Below are 17,081 nucleotides of genomic sequence, written 5' to 3' on the forward strand. Positions count from 1 at the left end.
CGTCCGTCGTAACCGAAGTTTTGTCTAGGCGGGCCGGCTCGCTCAAACCAAATTCAATTCCAGTGTTGCGTCCGCGCTGCACTCGGACAGTCTTTATCCCAAAGTGGAACAAGTTAAGGATGTCTTGCGCGCCACACACTTGATCTCAGTTACAACCGCTGGCTTCAATCCGGGCAAATACAGGGAATTTAGGGTGGGGGAATACATGGCTGAAGAGACGGACGTGATCGTCGTCGGCGCGGGACTGTCGGGACTGGTCGCCGCAACCGAAATCGCCGAAGCGGGCAAGCGCGTGATCGTGGTCGACCAGGAAGGCGAGCAGTCGCTCGGCGGCCAGGCGTTCTGGTCGTTCGGCGGATTGTTCCTGGTCGATTCGCCGGAGCAGCGCCGGCTCGGCATCAAGGATTCCTTCGCCCTGGCCATGCAGGACTGGATCGGTGCCGCGGGCTTCGACCGGGACGAGGATTTCTGGCCGCGGCAATGGGCTGAGGCCTATGTGGCGTTCGCGGCCGGCGAGAAGCGCGCCTGGCTGCGGGCCATGGGCCATCGCATCTTTCCCGTGGTCGGCTGGGCCGAGCGCGGCGGCTACGACGCCATGGGCCACGGCAATTCCGTGCCGCGCTTTCACGTCACCTGGGGCACCGGCCCCGGCATTGTCGAGCCGTTCGAGCGCCGCGCGCGAGAGGCTGCCAACGGCGGCCGGCTGAGCTTCAGGTTCCGCCACCGCGTCGACGCGCTCTCCATCACCAACGGCACGGTGGATGGCGTCGGCGGCGCGATCCTCGCCCCCGACAATGTCGAGCGCGGCAAGAGCTCCTCGCGCAACGTCGCCGGTGAGTTCTCGCTGAAAGCGCAGGCCGTCATCGTGGCGTCCGGCGGCATCGGCGGCAATCACGAGCTGGTCCGGCAGAACTGGCCGAAGCGGCTCGGTGATCCCCCGAAATTCATGATCTCCGGCGTGCCCGAACATGTCGATGGCCGCATGATCGGCATCACCGAGAAATCAGGCGCGCGGCTGATCAATCGCGACCGCATGTGGCATTATGTCGAGGGCATCCAGAACTGGTCACCGATCTGGCCGCGTCACGGCATCCGTATCCTGCCCGGGCCGTCCTCGATGTGGTTCGACGCCACAGGCACGCGGCTGCCGGCGCCGCTGTTTCCGGGCTCCGACACGCTCGGCCAGCTCCAATACATCATGGCGACGGGTTACGATTATTCCTGGTTCATCCTGACCCAGAGCATCATCAAGAAGGAGTTTGCGCTATCGGGCTCGGAGCAGAACCCCGACCTGACCGGCAAGAGCTGGCGCATGACGATCAAGCGCGCCACCAACAAGGGCGCACCGGCGCCGGTGGAAGCGTTCAAAAGCCATGGTGTCGACTTCATCGTACGCGACAAGATCGAGGACCTTGTTGCCGGGATGAACAAGCTTGCCGGCAGCGACCTTCTCAAGCTCGAGCACATCAGGATGCAGATCGAGGCGCGCGACCGCGAGATCGCCAATCCCTACGTCAAGGACGCGCAGGTGATGAACATTCACAATGCGCGCCGCTATATCGGCGACAGACTGATCCGCACCGCCTCCCCACACCGGATCCTGGATCCCGCGCAGGGGCCGCTGATCGCGGTCAAGCTCAACATTCTCACCCGCAAGACGCTGGGCGGCTTCGAGACCGATCTCGACTCCCGCGTGTTCGGCAGCGAGGGACGCGTCATTCCCGGCCTCTACGCGGTCGGCGAAGCCGCCGGCTTCGGCGGCGGCGGCGTGCACGGCTATCGCTCGCTGGAAGGCACGTTCCTCGGCGGCTGCCTGTTCTCGGGCCGCAATGCGGGACGTGCCGCGGCCAAAGCGGTCGGCTAGATCATGCGGCGGCTGCGCATCGCGGCGTTTGTTGCGGCATTGGCCGCCGCTTCGGTCGCATCCGCCGAGACGATCGACGTCAACGGCGTGAAGCGCTCCTACACCGCGCAACTGCCGGCGAAAAAGCCTGCAGCGCTCGTGATCGTCCTGCATGGCAAGACCCAGCGCGGCGCCGACATGGTCACGCGGACGGCGTGGCCGCAGGTCGCGAAACGAGAAGGTTTTGCCGTGGTGTTTCCCGACGGCCTCAACCACGCCTGGGCCGATGCGCGGACGAAGGCGGGACCCGCCCTGCGCGGACCACCGGTGGGTACCGATGATGTCGCCTTCATCGCAAAGCTGGTCGAAAAGCTGGTGGCCGACGGCACGGCCGATGCAAAGCGCGTCTATGTCGCCGGCAGCTCCAATGGCGGCGCCATGGCGATGACGCTGGTTTGCGCCCGCGCCGATCTGTTTGCCGCGGGCGCGAGCGTGATCATGAATCTCACCGACGAGGCCGCGGTCACGTGCCATCCGTCACGGCCGCTGCCGATGTTGCTCATCAACGGCACGGCCGATCCGCTGGTGCCTTACGAGGGCGGACGCGGATCGAGCTATTATGCCGCAGATGGATTCTGGTCGACCGACGAGACCCTGGCGTTCTGGCGCAAGCTCAATGGCTGCGAGACAGGTGACGCGGGGACGGTCGATCTGCCCGACAAGAATCCTGCGGATCAGTCCACGATCACCCGGATCACCTCGCGCTGCCCGGCCGGGCACGACGTCGTGCTCTATCGCATCAATCATGGCGGTCACCGCATGCCCGGCTTCGCCCCGGATGCCCGCTTCCCAAGGGTCGCAACCAGTCTGCTGGGGTCACAGAACAGCGACATCGACGGAGCCGAGACAATCTGGACATTTTTCAGTCAGCTTCCGTAAACGACGCATGCATCGGCAGGCAACGCATGCGCGCCGGGGGTGGCAGAGCCCGAGGCACTGGGCTAGACAGGGCCGCCATTCCAGTGAGGAGATCCCCCAATGAGCATCGAGCGTTTTGAAACCGGCCCGCGCATGAGCCAGGTCGTGGTGCACGGCGACACCGTCTATCTCGCCGGCGTCGTCGCGAACAAAGCCGGCGGCGAAAGCGTGACGAAGCAGACCCAGGACATCCTGGCGACCATCGACGGCCATCTCGCCAAGGCCGGCACCGACAAGTCGAAGCTGCTCTCGGCGACGATCTACATCACCGACATGAAAACCTTCGGCGAGATGAACGCTGTGTGGGACGCCTGGGTCTCGCCCGGCAACACCCCGGCGCGCGCCACCGTCGAAGCCAAGCTGGCGGCGCCGCAATACACCGTCGAGATCATGGTTACGGCTGCGAAGTAGTCGTCGAACATCGCAGGCGATGGAGCGCGATGACAACATCATCGCGCTCTTATTTTTTCGCGCAACGATGACCTCTGAGGTAATCGATCGGCGCGCGTGAACCTTCGATAGTGACGGTCAGCCGAATACGGCCCCATCGAAGGAGAGCCCCATGACCGACCCCATCACCATCGCCCGCCGCTACATCGAGCTCTGGAACGAGCGCACGGCCGGCCGGCGCCGCGAGCTGCTCAGCGAAAACTGGACGACGGATGCGAGCTATGTCGATCCCCTGATGAAGGGCGATGGCCGCGACGGCATCGAGGCGCTGATCGCAGGCGTGCAACAGCGCTTTCCCGATTTCAAGTTTCAGCTGATCGGCGAGCCCAACGGCTACGGCGATCACATCCGCTTTTCGTGGGGACTTGGTCCCGATGGCACCGACAGCCCGATCAAGGGCACTGATTTCGCCGTGCTGAAGGACGGCCGCATCAGAAGCGTGACCGGCTTTCTCGACCAGGTGCCGGCCGGAGCGTGAGACCGCTGACCCTCCTCGCCGTCGGCGGGAGGGACCCCACCCCTCGACGAACCCACCGCCACGGCTTACGTGTCATGCCGTGCCGCCCCGTATTCTCCAAACATCGGCCGAGCCGGCCGCGCTGCTGCCTGGCCGCTTCCAGCAATGGTTCGCGGCACGGGGCTGGTCGCCGCGCGCGCATCAATTGGCGCTGCTGGAAAAGGCGCGCGAGGACGCTAGCGCGCTGCTGATCGCGCCGACCGGCGCCGGCAAGACGCTGGCGGGATTTCTGCCGACGCTGGTGGAGCTTTCGACCGAAGCGGCCGAACGGAACGCAGGTGCGAAGCAAAGCCTCGTCTCCACCGGCCGCAGCGTGCAACGTTCCGGCGGCCTGCATACGCTCTACATCTCGCCGCTGAAAGCGCTCGCCGTCGACATCGCGCGCAATCTGGAGCGGCCGATCGCCGAGATGGCGCTGCCGATCAAGGTCGAGACCCGCACCGGCGACACGCCGGTATCGCGGCGCCAGCGGCAGCGGCGCTATCCGCCGGACGTGTTGCTGACGACGCCCGAGCAACTTGCGCTGCTGCTGTCCTCCGACGACGCGCCGTTCCTGTTCTCCTCCCTGAAGCGCATCGTGCTCGACGAGCTGCATGCGCTGGTGACGTCCAAGCGCGGCGATTTGCTCTCGCTCGGCCTTGCACGGCTGTGGCGCCTCGCGCCGCAGATGCGCGCGATCGGCCTGTCGGCAACCGTGGCCGAGCCGGATCAGCTCGCGCGCTTCCTGGTGCCGCAGCCCGGCGGCAAGGAAGCCGCCGCCGACATCGTGGTCGCCGGCGGGGCGGCGCCGCCTGAAGTGGAGATGCTCGACACGCGCGAGCGCCTGCCCTGGGCCGGCCACAGCGCGCGCCACGCGCTCCCTGAAATCTACGAGCTGATCAAGGCCAACAAGACCACGCTCGTCTTCGTCAATACCCGCAGCCAGGCCGAGATGCTGTTCCAGAATCTCTGGAGCATGAACGACGACGGCCTCGCGATCGCGCTGCATCACGGCTCGCTCGACGTCGCCCAGCGCCGCAAGGTCGAGGACGCGATGTCGGCGGGCAGATTGCGCGGCGTTGTCTGCACCTCCTCGCTCGACCTCGGCGTCGACTGGGGCGATGTCGATCTGGTCGTCAATATCGGTGCGCCCAAGGGCTCCTCGCGCCTGATGCAGCGCATCGGCCGCGCCAACCACCGCCTTGACGAGGCCTCGCGCGCGGTGCTGGTGCCGGCCAACCGTTTCGAGGTGCTGGAGTGCCGCGTCGCGATCGACGCGATTGCCGAGAACGCGCAGGATACGCCGCCGTTGCGCACGGGTGGCCTCGACGTGCTGGCCCAGCATGTGCTGGGCTGTGCCTGCGGCGAGCCGTTCCTCTCCGATGAACTCTATGCCGAGATTCGCACCGCGGCGCCTTACGCCGACCTGTCGCGGCAGGATTTCGACGACGTCGTCGATTTCGTGGCGTCCGGCGGCTACGCGTTGAAGACCTATGAGCGCTTCGCCCGCATCAAGCAGGACAAGGAGGGGCGCTGGCGCGTCGCCAACCCGAAGGTGCGGCAGAGCTACCGCATGAATGTCGGCACCATCGTCGAGGACGACATGCTGAAGGTGCGGCTGGTGCGCTCGCGCGGCGGCCAAGGAAAAGCGGGCGGTTCGACCGGCGTGATCGCGCGCGGCGGCAGGTTGCTTGGCGAGATCGAGGAAGCCTTCATCGAGGGCCTCAGCCCCGGCGATACCTTCGTGTTCTCAGGCGAGGTGGTGCGCTACGAAACCCTGGTCGAGGACCAGGTCTATGTCTCGCGCGCGCATGACAAGGACCCGAAAGTGCCGTCCTATATGGGCGGCAAATTCCCGCTCTCGACCTATCTTGCCGAGCGCGTGCGCCGGCTGCTCGACGACGGGCGCGCCTGGGGCGGCTTGCCGGAGCAGGTGCGCGACTGGCTGTCGCTGCAAAGGGACGTCAGCCAAGTGCCGGCGGTACGCGAGCTCCTGGTGGAGAGCTTTCCGCGCTCCAACAAGCACTATCTCGTCTGCTATCCCTTCGAGGGACGCCTCGCGCATCAGACCCTCGGCATGCTGCTGACGCGGCGCCTCGAGCGCGCCCGCGCGCGGCCGCTCGGCTTCGTCGCCAATGAATATGCCATCGCAGTCTGGGCGCTCGGCGACATGTCCTTCATGATCCGCGATGGCCGGATCGACCTCAACGCGCTGTTCGACCCTGATATGCTCGGCGACGATCTCGAAGCCTGGCTTGCGGAGTCTGCCTTGATGAAGCGCACGTTCCGCAACTGCGCGATCATCTCCGGCCTGATCGCGCGCCGGCACACTGGCGAGGAGAAGAGCCGCCGCCAGGTGCTGTTCTCGACTGATCTCGTCTATGACGTGCTGCGCAAGCACCAGGCCGATCATGTCCTCTTGCGCGCCGCCCGCGCCGACGCCGCCACGGGTTTGCTTGACCTGCGCCGCCTCAGCGACATGCTCGCCCGCATCCACGGCCGAATCACGCACCGGGAACTCGACCGCGTCTCCCCGCTCGCGGTGCCCGTGATGCTGGAAATCGGCCGCGAGTCAGTCTATGGCGAAGCTGCAGACGAACTTTTGGCGGAAGCCGCCGATGAGCTCGTCAAAGAGGCGATGGGATAAGAACGGGTTTTGACGTGACTGTTGGCGCGCAGGTATCGGGGGATGTCAACGACATGCGCGTGTCCACCGTCACCATCACCGACGTGACCTTCGCCGCCGATCTCTCCGGCGCGCTGTTCTGGGAAGAGCAGCGCCTGCTGGTCGTCTCCGACCTGCATCTGGAAAAAGGCTCCAGCTTCGCCACCCGCGGTGTGCTGCTGCCCCCTTACGATACGCTCGCAACGCTGAGCCGTCTCGCTGCTGCCATCTCCCGCCATGATCCGCGCACCGTCATCGCGCTCGGCGACAGCTTTCACGACCGAAAGGCGCATGAGCGGTTGTCGTCGGACGACCGCGATGCCGTCGCCGCGCTCCAAACCGGCCGCGACTGGATCTGGATCTCCGGCAATCACGACCCGATACTGCCCCGCGATCTCGGCGGCACCATCGCCGACGAGGTCGCGATCGGCCCGATCACCTTCCGTCATGAGCCCACCGGCGTGCGCGGCGAGATTGCCGGCCATCTTCATCCCAAGGCGCGCGTCTCCGCGCGCGGCCGCTCGATGGAGCGTCGCTGCTTCGCCTCCGACGGGATGCGCGCGGTGATGCCGGCGTTCGGGGCTTATGCCGGCGGCCTCAGCATCCGCGACGTGGCGTTCGCAAAGATCTTCCCGGCCAATGGCTTTGTCGCCCATCTCTTGGGCGACCGCCGCGTCCACGCCATTGCGGCCTCGCGCTGTTCCTGAGATTTCCTCGGAACAAATTAAGAACACTTTAGCAAGTCTTTGATATATCATTGTGATTCGGCGCGCTGCCCACAATATCTAGCGTCTGTCAGACTTTGCGAGGACTAGATGTCCACTATCGCCTTCGATCAATTTGCCCTCACCCGTATCGCCGATTTCGCGCGCTCGCTGTCGCGGCTGCATCAGGCCGCGGCGCGCCAGAGGATCGACGACGACCAGTTCGACCGCGAATTCAACGCGGTGTGCCAGTCGATCTGGGGCTACACCATCGACGATGTCAGCGATGCTCTGTTCTCGACCGAGGATCACCTGTTTCTCGACACGCTCGACGAAGCGCATGCGCGCATCTTCGCGGCTGAGCAGGGCTACGATCTCGTCGGCGATCAGGGCATGCTGACGGACTGGTGGGGCTTCTGCTGGATGATCCTGGCCGAGAAGCGCGGACTCTTGACGCCGGACAACCGCGCCGCCGCACGCGCGGCGATCGAGGAGAAATATCTGGCGGCGCCGAACGTGATCGGGGTGATCATCGGAAGGTGATCGCCGTGCCCCGGACAAAGCGCAGCCCGCCAAGCGATGCGCTGCAGTGCCGGGGACCCATCTCGCGGCATTCTGCGTCCCGGCTCTGCGTCGCGTCATTGCATGCCGCGCCGCGTCCGGGACACGAGAGCGAGTTAATCCAATCCCGCCCGCTTCGCCGATCTCTGCGCCGCCGTCTTCGGCACCGCCACATTGGACGGCGTCTCACGCATGATCTCCGCAGCGGGCGCATCGGCCGACACCGTTTCCGCTCGCACCGGAGCCACCTTCATCTCGCCGAGGCGCGCGCGGACCTGGGCGGTGAGGCCGGGATAGGACGCAACCGGGGTGAAGTCCGCCGCCTGGTCGTTGCCGACGCGGATGCCGGTATAGGCGACGAGGCCGTCAGTGGTGGCGATCACGTCGCCCGCTTTCAGGGAGGAGTCCAGCGCGAGATCGACCGGGGCAAGGCCGACCGGCTCGCGGCCGTTGCAGGTGCAGTCGGCGCGCAGCGCCTTGCGGTAGGCGAATGCGTTCTCGCTGTCCGCGTAACGCTCGCCGGTCTGTGAGGCGGCACCGTCGATCGAGGAGCCGAAAAAGACCTTGGTCGCGGCGGCAGGACAGAACGCCTGACACATCTGTGCCGGCGAGGTGAGGCCGCGCATCAGCGGAAAATATTTGCCGTCGCAGCTGCGCACGCAGAAGGCCGGGCCCGAACCGCCTGCCGCAGCGGACCGTGTCGGCGGCACATATTGCGGGGTTGCGGCATTTTGCTGGCCGGTGAAAGGATCGGCGTAGGAGCTCGCCTGTTGCGGCACCTCGCGCTGCGGCCGCTGCTGTTGCATGCCGCCGAAGAAAAAATCGAACAGGCCTTCGGCCGAAACCGGGGCGGGAGCCGCAAGCAGCGGTGCTGCCAGGGTAGCGGCTGCAAGCATCGCGCGACGCCGCCGGCGCGCATGGGACAGGACTGTACGCAACGCTCACTCCACCCGACGCTACTGAACCGGCCGAGATCCCAAGGGGGGTCTCAGCACATGATTCACCATAAGGCCGGATGGTAAATGAGCGGTTGAGGGAGAGTTGGTCTCGTGCCCCGGACGCAGCGCAGCGCTCCTTCAGCGGTGCGCTGCAGAGCCGGGGCCCATCCCGATGCGGAAACAGCTGGGTCCCGGTTCAGCGGCCCACCGTACCGGACGATGCTTCGCATCGCCGGAACGCTGCGCCGCGCCCGGGACACGGAAGGCCTCACGCCTTCAAGAATTCCGATGCCTTATACAGCGAACGGAACGGCAGGCCGGCCGCACCGAACGTATCGGTGGCGCCTTCCTCGCGGTCGACCATTGTCAGCACCAGCACCACCTCGGCGCCGGTCTCGCGCACGGATTCCACCGCCTTCATCGCCGAGCCGCCGGTGGTGGTGACGTCCTCGACGATCACGACGCGCTTGCCTGCAAGCGTCTCGCCCTTTGGCAGGCCTTCGATCGCGAGCTTGGCGCCGTGCTCCTTCGGCTTCTTGCGCACGAAGAAGGCTGCGATCGGATGGCCCTTGATCCAGGAGATCTGCGCCAGTGCACCAGCGAGCGGCACCGCGCCCATTTCGAGGCCGCCGATGAAATCGAGATTGTCGTCCTTCAGCGCCTCAAAGGTCAGCTCGGCGAGCAGGGTCGCCCCCTCGGGGTCGAGCATGGTCGGCTTGAGGTTGAAGTAGAAATCACTCTTGCGGCCCGACGCGAGCGTCACCTCGCCGCGGCCGAAGGAGCGCCGGCGGATGATTTCGAACAGGCGGGCGCGGGAGGCAGATTTCGACACGACGGTCCCTCGAACAGCTTTTTAGAGGAGGCGGAATTTATCCGCGACGGCCGCGACATTCCAGAGGGGGCGTCCCTCGTCAACAGGGATCGGCCGTCCAGGGCTGACGGTTGTGGGGGCGCGACCTTCTGGAGTAGTTGAGAGCCGAAGTCGGGCACGACGCCTCCTGGGAAGGACATGGGAATGACCATCGAGCTGCACACCTGGAACACGCCGAACGGCCGCAAGATCTCGGTCGCGCTGGAGGAGATGGGGCTGCCGTACAAGGTGATCCCGGTGAACATCACAAAGGGCGAGCAGATGGCACCTCGGTTCCTCGAGCTCTCCCCGAACAACAAGATCCCCGCGATCGTCGATCCCGAGGGCCCCGACGGCAAGCCCGTCAGCATCTTCGAATCAGGCGCGATCCTGCTCTATCTCGGCGAAAAGACCGGCAAATTCCTGCCGAAACCGCTTGGCGCCCGTATCCCCGTCTACGAATGGCTGATGTGGCAGATGGGCGGCTTCGGCCCGATGCCGGGCCAGGTGCACCATTTCATCGCGCTCGAGAACGAGCAGGACCGTGCCTACGGCCTGAAGCGCTACATGGCGGAGACGCGCCGGCTCTATGGAGTGCTCGACCGCCGCCTGGAGGGGCGCGATTTCGTCGCCGGCGACCTCTCAATTGCCGATTTTGCCATCCTGGGCTGGGCCTGGCGTCATCCTCGCCACAAGGTTGAACTGGCGGACTTCCCCAATGTCAGGCGCTGGTATGAAGCCCTGATGGCCCGTCCGGCGGTGAAGCGGGGGATGGACGCGAAGCTGGATTAGCCTGCCAGCCCCTCGTACCCCGGACACGAGCGCGAGGCTTACGACGGCGGTCAAGCCTTCTTCGCTTCGACCGCCATCCGCACCGCGAGCCCCGCCAGCACCGTGCCCATCAGCCAGCGCTGCACCAGCATCCAGCTCGGCCGGCTCGCCAGGAATAGCGCGATGGATCCGGCGGCGAGTGCGATCATCGCATTCACGCTGACGCTGATCGCGATCTGGATCGCGCCGAGCACGACCGACTGCACCAGCACGCTCCCAGCGGCGGGATCGATGAACTGCGGCAGCAGTGCCAGATACAGCATCGCGATCTTCGGGTTGAGCAGATTGGTGACGAACCCCATCGCGAACAATTTGCGCGGGCTGTCGATGGCCAGCTTCCTGACCTGAAACGGCGAGCGTCCGCCCGGCTTCACTGCCTGCCAGGCGAGCCACAACAGATATCCGGCGCCGGCGAGGCGCAGCGCGTCATAGGCAAAGGGAATGGCCAGCAGCAGCGCCGTGATGCCGAACGCAGCGCACAGCATGTAGAACACGAAGCCGAGCGCCACGCCGCCGAGCGAAACGATGCCGGCCGCGGGCCCCTGCGTGATCGAGCGCGAGATCAGATAGATCATGTTCGGTCCGGGCGTGAGCACGAGACCGAGGCAAATAAGGGCGAAGCCGAGCAGGGCGGAGGTGTGGGGCATGATTGAACCGGCGCGGGAGATAACACCGGTTCTAATATGCGCGGCGAAATGGGGCCATCACGCAATTGCTCGGAGGACAATTCAACTCTCGTGTCCCGGACGCGGCGCAGCGTGAACGGTGCGCCGCAGAGCCGGGAGCCCAGTTGGCGCGGCGTGGACCCCGGATCAGCAGCGCACCACGCCGCGAAGGGCGGCGCGCTGGGCAGCATCCCGCGGAAGCGGCCTCAATGCGCTTCGTCCCAGTTGTTCGCCGCGCGCGCATCCACATGCAGCGGCACTGATAGCAGCACGGCCGGGAACGGCGCGTCCTGCATCACGTGCTGCACGACGGGGATCGTCGCTGCGACCTCCGCGTCGGGCACCTCGAAGATCAATTCATCGTGGACCTGCAGCAGCATCTGCGCCGACAGCCTGTTTGCGGCGAGGGCATCCTCGACCCGCGTCATGGCACGGCGGATGATGTCGGCCGCGGTGCCCTGGAGCCGCGCGTTGATCGCGGCGCGCTCGTTGAAGGCGCGCACCGAGGCATTGGACGCCTTGATGTCAGGATAGTGCATCTTCCGGCCGAACAGCGTGGTGACGTAGCCGTGGCTCCGGCAGAAATCCCGCGTCTCGTCCATGTAGGCGCGGATGCCGGGGAAGCGCTCGAAATATTTCTTGATGTAGGCCGAGGCTTCCTCGCGGGCGATGCCGAGCTGGTTGGCGAGGCCGAATGCCGAGATGCCGTAGATGATGCCGAAATTGATCGCCTTGGCGCGGCGGCGGATTTCGCTCGGCATGCCCTCGATCGGCACGCCGAACATTTCCGAGGCGGTCATCGCGTGAATGTCGAGGCCGTCGCGGAACGCCTGCTTCAGCACGGGAATGTCGGCGATCTCCGCGAGCAGCCGCAGCTCGATCTGCGAATAGTCCGCCGAGACGAGCTTGTGCCCTGGCGTCGCGATGAAGGCGCGCCGGATCTTTCTGCCGTCCTCGGTGCGGACCGGGATGTTCTGCAGATTCGGCTCGTTCGACGACAGCCGCCCAGTGGTGGTCGCGGCCAGCGCGTAGGTGGTGTGGACGCGATGGGTCTGCGGATTGACATAGGTCGGCAGCGCGTCGGTGTAGGTCGATTTCAGTTTCGAGACCTGGCGCCACTCCAAGATCTTTCTCGGGAAGTCGTGGTCCTGCTCGGCGAGTTCGTCCAGCACTTGCGCGGTGGTCGACCATGCCCCGGTTTTCGTCTTGGTCCCGCCTGACAAGCCCATCTTGCCGAACAGGATGTCGCCGATCTGTTTGGGGCTGCCGACATTGACGGGCTCGCCCGCGATCTCCTGGATCTCGGCCTCGACGCGCGCCGCGGTCTGGGCAAAGTCGCCGGAAAGACGCGACAGCACCTGGCGGTCGATCGAGATGCCCCGCCGCTCCATGCGCGCGAGCACCGACACCAACGGCCGCTCCAGCGTCTCGTAGACGGTATTCATGTGCTCGGCGACGAGGCGCGGCTTGAGCACCTGCCAGATGCGCAAGGCGACGTCGGCGCCTTCGGCCGACAGCGCCGCCGCCTTGTCGACCGGCACCTGGTCGAAGGTGATCTTGCCCTTGCCGCTGCCGAGCAGCTCATTTTCTTTGAGCATGGCATGGCCGAACCAGCGCTCCGACAGCTGCTCCAGCGCATGCGAGCCGCGGCCGGCGTCGAGCACGTAGGAGATCAGTTGCGCATCGTCGATGTTGCACAAAAAGATGCCATGCTGCGCCAGCATCACAGCGGTGAATTTGACATCGAAGCCGATCTTGAGAATGCCTGAGGATTCCAGCACCGGCCGCAGGGCTTCGATCGCATCGCTGTGCCTGACCTGATCGGGCGCAAGGCCGGCGTCGAACAGGCCGGCACCACCGCCGGACTGCTTGTGCGCCAGCGGGACGTAGCAGGCCTCGTTCGGCGCCAGCGCCAGCGCGATGCCGCAGAGATCGGCCTGCATCGGATCGATGGAGTTTGCCTTGATCTCGATCGCGACATGGCCGGCATCATGGATGCGCGCGACGAATGCGTTGAGCTCCTTTAGTGTCTTGATCGTCTGGTACTTGCTGCGATCGACCGGAATCTTGCGCAGAGCCTCTTCGCGTGCGACGGCGAGCGAGATCGGTGCACCCTTCGGGCTCGCGGCCTTGTCCTGCTTGCCGGCGGATTTGTTAGGCTGGCCTGAGGCGGCTTGCGCTGGCGTGCCGGTCCCCGGTGTGGGCACGACGTCCGACGCCGGCAGCGGCGTAAACACGCTGGCGCCGCTTGCATAGCCGGGGTCGGCATCAACATTGGCGGGATCGATCTGCGAATAATCCGCGACGCGTCGCGTCAGCGTGGTGAATTCCATTGCCTTGAGGAAGGCAATCAGCTTGCGCGGGTCGGGCTCGTGGACGGCAAGGTCATCCAATGGCACCTCGAGGCCGACCTTGTCATCGAGCAGCACGAGCTGCCGCGAGATGCGAGCCTTCTCCGCGTTCTCGAGCAGCGCCTCGCGGCGCTTGGGTTGCTTGATCTCGCCGGCGCGGAACAGCAGTTGGTCGAGGTCGCCATATTCGATGATCAGCTGCGCCGCGGTCTTGATGCCGATGCCGGGCACGCCGGGCACGTTGTCGGTGGAATCGCCGGCCAGCGCCTGGACCTCGACCACCTTCTCCGGCGGCACGCCGAACTTCTCGATCACCTCGGGAATGCCGATGCGGCGATCCTTCATGGTGTCGTACATGGTGACGCAATCGGTGACGAGCTGCATCAGGTCCTTGTCGGAGGACACGATGGTGGCGCTGGCGCCGCGCTCGCAGGCCTGCCGCACATAGGTGGCGATCAGATCGTCGGCCTCGAAGCCAACCTGTTCGAGGCAAGGCAGGTCGAAGGCGCGCACCGCTTCTCGGATCAGCGAGAATTGCGGGATCAGGTCGTCCGGGGCAGGGGACCGGTGCGCCTTGTACTCAGGATAGATCTTGTTGCGGAAGGTGATTTCCGACTTGTCGAAGATGATCGCCAGATGCGTCGGCCGGTTGTCTTCGGGCATCTCGCGCAAAAGCTTCCACAGCATGTTGCAGAAGCCGAGCACAGCATTGACCTGCAGGCCGTCGGACTTGCGGTTCATCGGCGGAAGCGCATGGTAGGCGCGGAAGATGTAGCCGGAACCGTCGACCAGGAACACGTGGTCGCCCTTGCCGGCCGCCTTGGCTGCAACAGGTTTGGCAGCAGCGGTCGCCAGAGGCTCGCTCCCGGCGGCATTTGGCGCAGCCTTGGTGTCAGCTTTGGCGGAGGTCGTCGGGGATGTCTTGGGCATGGCCGCAATGTATGAATTTTTGCGGACTTTGACAGCCTTGGAAGGGGGATTTTTGAGCGGATTCCCACACCTCTCGTACGCCGCAACTTCTTCCTGTGGTTATGGCACCCGCTTTTCCTGGGGACGACAGCGATTGCGCAGCTACTCGGCCGCCTGCAACACCGGCCCCGTCTTCCTCGGTGCGATCCAGAATGCATCGGGCCGTTCGAACAGGAAGCGGGCATTGAGCAGCAAGGCGGTCTTCCAGATCGCGAGCGCACCGATCACCCCGGCGACGGTGACGATCAGCGAAACCGTGCCGATATCGGGAATGATTCCGGAGCGCAGCAGCAGCGTGCGCGTCGCCGCCATCGGCAGGAAGAAGGCGAGATAGATCACGATCGAATGTTCGCCGCAGAAGCGCAGGACGTTCATCCAGCGGGCGCGTGCGAGCAGCGTCCCGGTCGTGATGATCGCGCAGGCGCCGGCAAAACCGAGCACGAGCGAGACGATCATCCATTCGCTGGCCCCCAACACGACGAGGCCGGTATTGACCAGTGTCCAGGTCGCGAGCGCTACGAGCGCAAGCGCCGGATGCTTCCGCGCGCGATCCGACAGCGCGAACACGTAAGGCGCGAACAGATAGCCCGAATAGAAATAGACGAAACGCGAGCAGAACTCGTCGATGACGGTCCACCCCGTCGTGATGCGTGCCGTCTCCAGCGCGGCGGCGAGGAGCCAGATCGCGAGCGGCGGAATCCTGCGTGTCAGTTTTGTGACCACGAAGAAGATCGGCAGCAGATAGATAAACCACAGCGTTCCGAACGGCTCGACGAAGGATTCCAGATACGACAAGCCAACGTGCTGCCAGCCCGTCTCCGCCGCGAAAGCGGGCGCCTTGAAGCCGAACTGGATCGTCACCCAGACGACATAGAAATAAACGAAATGCACCAGCTTGCGGTCGAGATAGGTTCGCCAGTCCCGGTCGATCACCAGCGCCAGGAACAGGCCCGAGATCAGGAAGAAATCCGGCATCCGGAACGGCTTTGCGAAGGCCACGACAACATGCATGAAACCGGTCTCGCCGGCGGCGAACTCGACCCCCAGCACCGAATGCATCATCACGACCATGATGATGCAGATGCCCTTGGCGTAATCGACCCAGTCGACACGCGCGGCGGACGAGGCTTTGATGCCTCCGTTCCCTGCGATTGTGTCCGTTGGTGCCACGGTGTCCCTTTTCGAGGCGTGTTCCGCCCGTCCTGTTCGGGTGTGGGGCAGTGTGGGGCCCCAGCGGTTTCCGACTTCTTTACCGGTTCAATTCCCGTGCCGCTTTTTTGTCTCTCGGACTGTTCCCTCCCCTCGGGAAAATGCTAAACCGCCCCGCGTCGGGTTTCGTTAACCAATCTGAAACAGGGATTTTCATGCGTATCGCGATGATCGGCACGGGCTATGTTGGTTTGGTGTCCGGGGCCTGCTTTGCGGATTTCGGTCACGACGTCACCTGCGTCGACAAGGACGAGAAGAAGATCGCGGCGCTTCATCGCGGCGAGATCCCGATCTACGAGCCCGGCCTCGACGAGTTGGTTGCGACCAACGTCAAGGCCAAGCGGCTCGGCTTCACCACCGACCTGAAGAAGCCGGTCGCGGACGCCGATGCCGTCTTCATCGCGGTCGGCACGCCCTCGCGCCGCGGCGACGGTCATGCCGATCTGTCCTACGTCTATGCCGCCGCGCGCGAGATCGCGCAGTCGCTTTCCGGCTTCACCGTCGTGGTGACGAAGTCGACCGTGCCGGTCGGCACCGGCGACGAGGTCGAGCGCATCATCCGCGAGACCAATCCCAACGCCGACGTCGTGGTCGCCTCGAACCCCGAGTTCCTGCGGGAGGGCGCGGCGATCCGCGACTTCAAGTTTCCCGACCGCATCGTGGTCGGCACCTCCGACGAGCGTGGCCGCAAGGTGATGAGCGACATCTACCGTCCACTGTCGCTGAACCAGGCGCCGCTGATGTTCACGGAACGCCGCACCGCCGAGATGATCAAATACGCGGCGAACGCCTTCCTCGCGACCAAGATCACCTTCATCAACGAGATCGCCGATCTGTCCGAAAAGGCCGGCGCCAATGTCCAGGAAGTCGCGCGCGGCATTGGCCTGGACAACCGCATCGGCACCAAGTTCCTGCATGCAGGTCCCGGCTTCGGCGGCTCGTGCTTCCCAAAGGACACCAAGGCACTGATTAAGATTGCGCAGGATCACGACGTGTCGCTGCGCATCGTTGAATCCGTCTTGGCCGTGAACGAGAACCGCAAGCGTGCGATGGCGCGGAAGGTGAGCCAGGCGCTCGGCGGCTCGCTGCGCGGCAAGACCGTTGCGGTGTTGGGCCTCACCTTCAAGCCCGACACCGACGATATGCGCGATGCGCCGTCGATCCCGCTGGTGACAGGCCTGATCGACATGGGCGCAACGGTCAAGGCGTTCGATCCCGTCGGCATGGAGCAGGCGAGGGGCGAGCTGCCTGACATCACCTACTGCGAGGACGCCTATTCCTGCGCGGATGGTGCGGATGCGCTCGTCATCGTCACCGAATGGGTCCAGTTCCGCGCGCTTGATCTCGATCGGCTGAAGACCATCATGGCGCAGCCCGTCATCGTCGACTTGCGCAACATCTACCGCCCCGAAGACATGGAAGCTGCCGGCTTCACCTATGACAGCGTCGGTCGCCCGCTGGTGCAGGGCTGACGATTCGCTTTCGCGAATAATTTCGGCATGGCCGGGCTTGTCCCGGCCATCCACGTCTGTTTTCTAGTCCAAGACGTGGATGCCCGGCACAGGGCCAGG

At 64.9% G+C, this 17,081-nt stretch carries 14 protein-coding genes; 9 read left to right on the forward strand and 5 right to left on the reverse strand.

Annotated elements, in window-relative coordinates; translation table 11 throughout:
* Positions 1 to 205 precede the first annotated feature (205 nt).
* The 7 genes from IVB28_RS02100 (at position 206) to IVB28_RS02130 (ending at position 7,679) form a co-directional block, all read left to right on the forward strand.
* On the forward strand, positions 206 to 1,864 hold the full coding sequence (locus tag IVB28_RS02100) for an FAD-binding dehydrogenase (RefSeq protein ID WP_247524405.1): 1,659 nt from the start codon (positions 206 to 208) through the stop codon (positions 1,862 to 1,864).
* Positions 1,865 to 1,867: 3 nt separating this feature from the next.
* Positions 1,868 to 2,782, forward strand: a complete 915-nt coding sequence (locus IVB28_RS02105) for a PHB depolymerase family esterase (protein WP_247524406.1) — start codon at positions 1,868 to 1,870, stop codon at positions 2,780 to 2,782.
* Positions 2,783 to 2,881: 99 nt separating this feature from the next.
* Positions 2,882 to 3,232 (forward strand): RidA family protein, encoded by a 351-nt coding sequence (locus tag IVB28_RS02110; protein WP_247524407.1) that lies wholly within the window; start codon positions 2,882 to 2,884, stop codon positions 3,230 to 3,232.
* 151 nt (positions 3,233 to 3,383) lie between these two features.
* Positions 3,384 to 3,749 carry a nuclear transport factor 2 family protein gene (locus IVB28_RS02115; protein ID WP_247524408.1) on the forward strand — a complete coding sequence of 122 codons (366 nt, stop codon included), beginning with the start codon at positions 3,384 to 3,386 and terminating at the stop codon, positions 3,747 to 3,749.
* A 79-nt stretch (positions 3,750 to 3,828) separates the two neighbouring features.
* Positions 3,829 to 6,414: a ligase-associated DNA damage response DEXH box helicase gene (locus IVB28_RS02120; RefSeq protein ID WP_247524409.1), complete on the forward strand. Its 2,586-nt coding sequence runs from the start codon at positions 3,829 to 3,831 to the stop codon at positions 6,412 to 6,414.
* A 53-nt stretch (positions 6,415 to 6,467) separates the two neighbouring features.
* Positions 6,468 to 7,139 carry a ligase-associated DNA damage response endonuclease PdeM gene (gene pdeM, locus IVB28_RS02125; RefSeq protein WP_247524410.1) on the forward strand — a complete coding sequence of 224 codons (672 nt, stop codon included), beginning with the start codon at positions 6,468 to 6,470 and terminating at the stop codon, positions 7,137 to 7,139.
* A gap of 108 nt (positions 7,140 to 7,247) precedes the next feature.
* Positions 7,248 to 7,679: a hypothetical protein gene (locus IVB28_RS02130; RefSeq protein WP_247524411.1), complete on the forward strand. Its 432-nt coding sequence runs from the start codon at positions 7,248 to 7,250 to the stop codon at positions 7,677 to 7,679.
* Between the two features lie 134 nt (positions 7,680 to 7,813).
* Here the strand turns inward: IVB28_RS02130 and IVB28_RS02135 are convergent, their stop codons facing one another.
* Positions 7,814 to 8,593: a DUF2865 domain-containing protein gene (locus tag IVB28_RS02135; protein WP_247524412.1), complete on the reverse strand. Its 780-nt coding sequence runs from the start codon at positions 8,591 to 8,593 to the stop codon at positions 7,814 to 7,816.
* Positions 8,594 to 8,903: 310 nt separating this feature from the next.
* Positions 8,904 to 9,467 (reverse strand): orotate phosphoribosyltransferase, encoded by a 564-nt coding sequence (gene pyrE / locus IVB28_RS02140; protein WP_247524413.1) that lies wholly within the window; start codon positions 9,465 to 9,467, stop codon positions 8,904 to 8,906.
* Between the two features lie 183 nt (positions 9,468 to 9,650).
* Here pyrE and IVB28_RS02145 point away from each other — a divergent pair, with 183 nt between their 5' ends.
* Positions 9,651 to 10,277, forward strand: a complete 627-nt coding sequence (locus IVB28_RS02145; protein WP_247524414.1) for a glutathione S-transferase family protein — start codon at positions 9,651 to 9,653, stop codon at positions 10,275 to 10,277.
* Between the two features lie 50 nt (positions 10,278 to 10,327).
* Here the strand turns inward: IVB28_RS02145 and IVB28_RS02150 are convergent, their stop codons facing one another.
* From IVB28_RS02150 to IVB28_RS02160, 3 genes are all read right to left on the reverse strand, one after another.
* Positions 10,328 to 10,963, reverse strand: coding sequence for a LysE family translocator (locus IVB28_RS02150; RefSeq protein ID WP_247524415.1), 636 nt, complete (start codon positions 10,961 to 10,963; stop codon positions 10,328 to 10,330).
* A 224-nt stretch (positions 10,964 to 11,187) separates the two neighbouring features.
* Positions 11,188 to 14,262 (reverse strand): DNA polymerase I, encoded by a 3,075-nt coding sequence (polA, locus tag IVB28_RS02155; protein ID WP_247524416.1) that lies wholly within the window; start codon positions 14,260 to 14,262, stop codon positions 11,188 to 11,190.
* 141 nt (positions 14,263 to 14,403) lie between these two features.
* Positions 14,404 to 15,471: an acyltransferase family protein gene (locus IVB28_RS02160; RefSeq protein ID WP_247524417.1), complete on the reverse strand. Its 1,068-nt coding sequence runs from the start codon at positions 15,469 to 15,471 to the stop codon at positions 14,404 to 14,406.
* A 194-nt stretch (positions 15,472 to 15,665) separates the two neighbouring features.
* Here IVB28_RS02160 and IVB28_RS02165 point away from each other — a divergent pair, with 194 nt between their 5' ends.
* Positions 15,666 to 16,982, forward strand: coding sequence for a UDP-glucose/GDP-mannose dehydrogenase family protein (locus IVB28_RS02165; protein WP_247524418.1), 1,317 nt, complete (start codon positions 15,666 to 15,668; stop codon positions 16,980 to 16,982).
* Positions 16,983 to 17,081: the final 99 nt, after the last annotated feature.

Origin of the sequence: Bradyrhizobium sp. 199 (genome assembly GCF_023073355.1) — a bacterium.
Taxonomy (GTDB): domain Bacteria; phylum Pseudomonadota; class Alphaproteobacteria; order Rhizobiales; family Xanthobacteraceae; genus Bradyrhizobium.

Excerpts from the sequence above, each read along its gene's own strand:
- IVB28_RS02100 (WP_247524405.1), top strand. The coding sequence starts at position 206 with ATGGCTGAAGAGACGGACGTGATCGTCGTCGGCGCGGGACTGTCGGGA.
- IVB28_RS02105 (WP_247524406.1), top strand. The coding sequence starts at position 1,868 with ATGCGGCGGCTGCGCATCGCGGCGTTTGTTGCGGCATTGGCCGCCGCT.
- IVB28_RS02110 (WP_247524407.1), top strand. The coding sequence starts at position 2,882 with ATGAGCATCGAGCGTTTTGAAACCGGCCCGCGCATGAGCCAGGTCGTG.
- IVB28_RS02115 (WP_247524408.1), top strand. The coding sequence starts at position 3,384 with ATGACCGACCCCATCACCATCGCCCGCCGCTACATCGAGCTCTGGAAC.
- pdeM (WP_247524410.1), top strand. The coding sequence starts at position 6,468 with ATGCGCGTGTCCACCGTCACCATCACCGACGTGACCTTCGCCGCCGAT.
- IVB28_RS02130 (WP_247524411.1), top strand. The coding sequence starts at position 7,248 with ATGTCCACTATCGCCTTCGATCAATTTGCCCTCACCCGTATCGCCGAT.
- IVB28_RS02135 (WP_247524412.1), bottom strand. The coding sequence starts at position 8,593 with ATGCTTGCAGCCGCTACCCTGGCAGCACCGCTGCTTGCGGCTCCCGCC.
- IVB28_RS02145 (WP_247524414.1), top strand. The coding sequence starts at position 9,651 with ATGACCATCGAGCTGCACACCTGGAACACGCCGAACGGCCGCAAGATC.
- IVB28_RS02150 (WP_247524415.1), bottom strand. The coding sequence starts at position 10,963 with ATGCCCCACACCTCCGCCCTGCTCGGCTTCGCCCTTATTTGCCTCGGT.
- polA (WP_247524416.1), bottom strand. The coding sequence starts at position 14,262 with ATGCCCAAGACATCCCCGACGACCTCCGCCAAAGCTGACACCAAGGCT.
- IVB28_RS02165 (WP_247524418.1), top strand. The coding sequence starts at position 15,666 with ATGCGTATCGCGATGATCGGCACGGGCTATGTTGGTTTGGTGTCCGGG.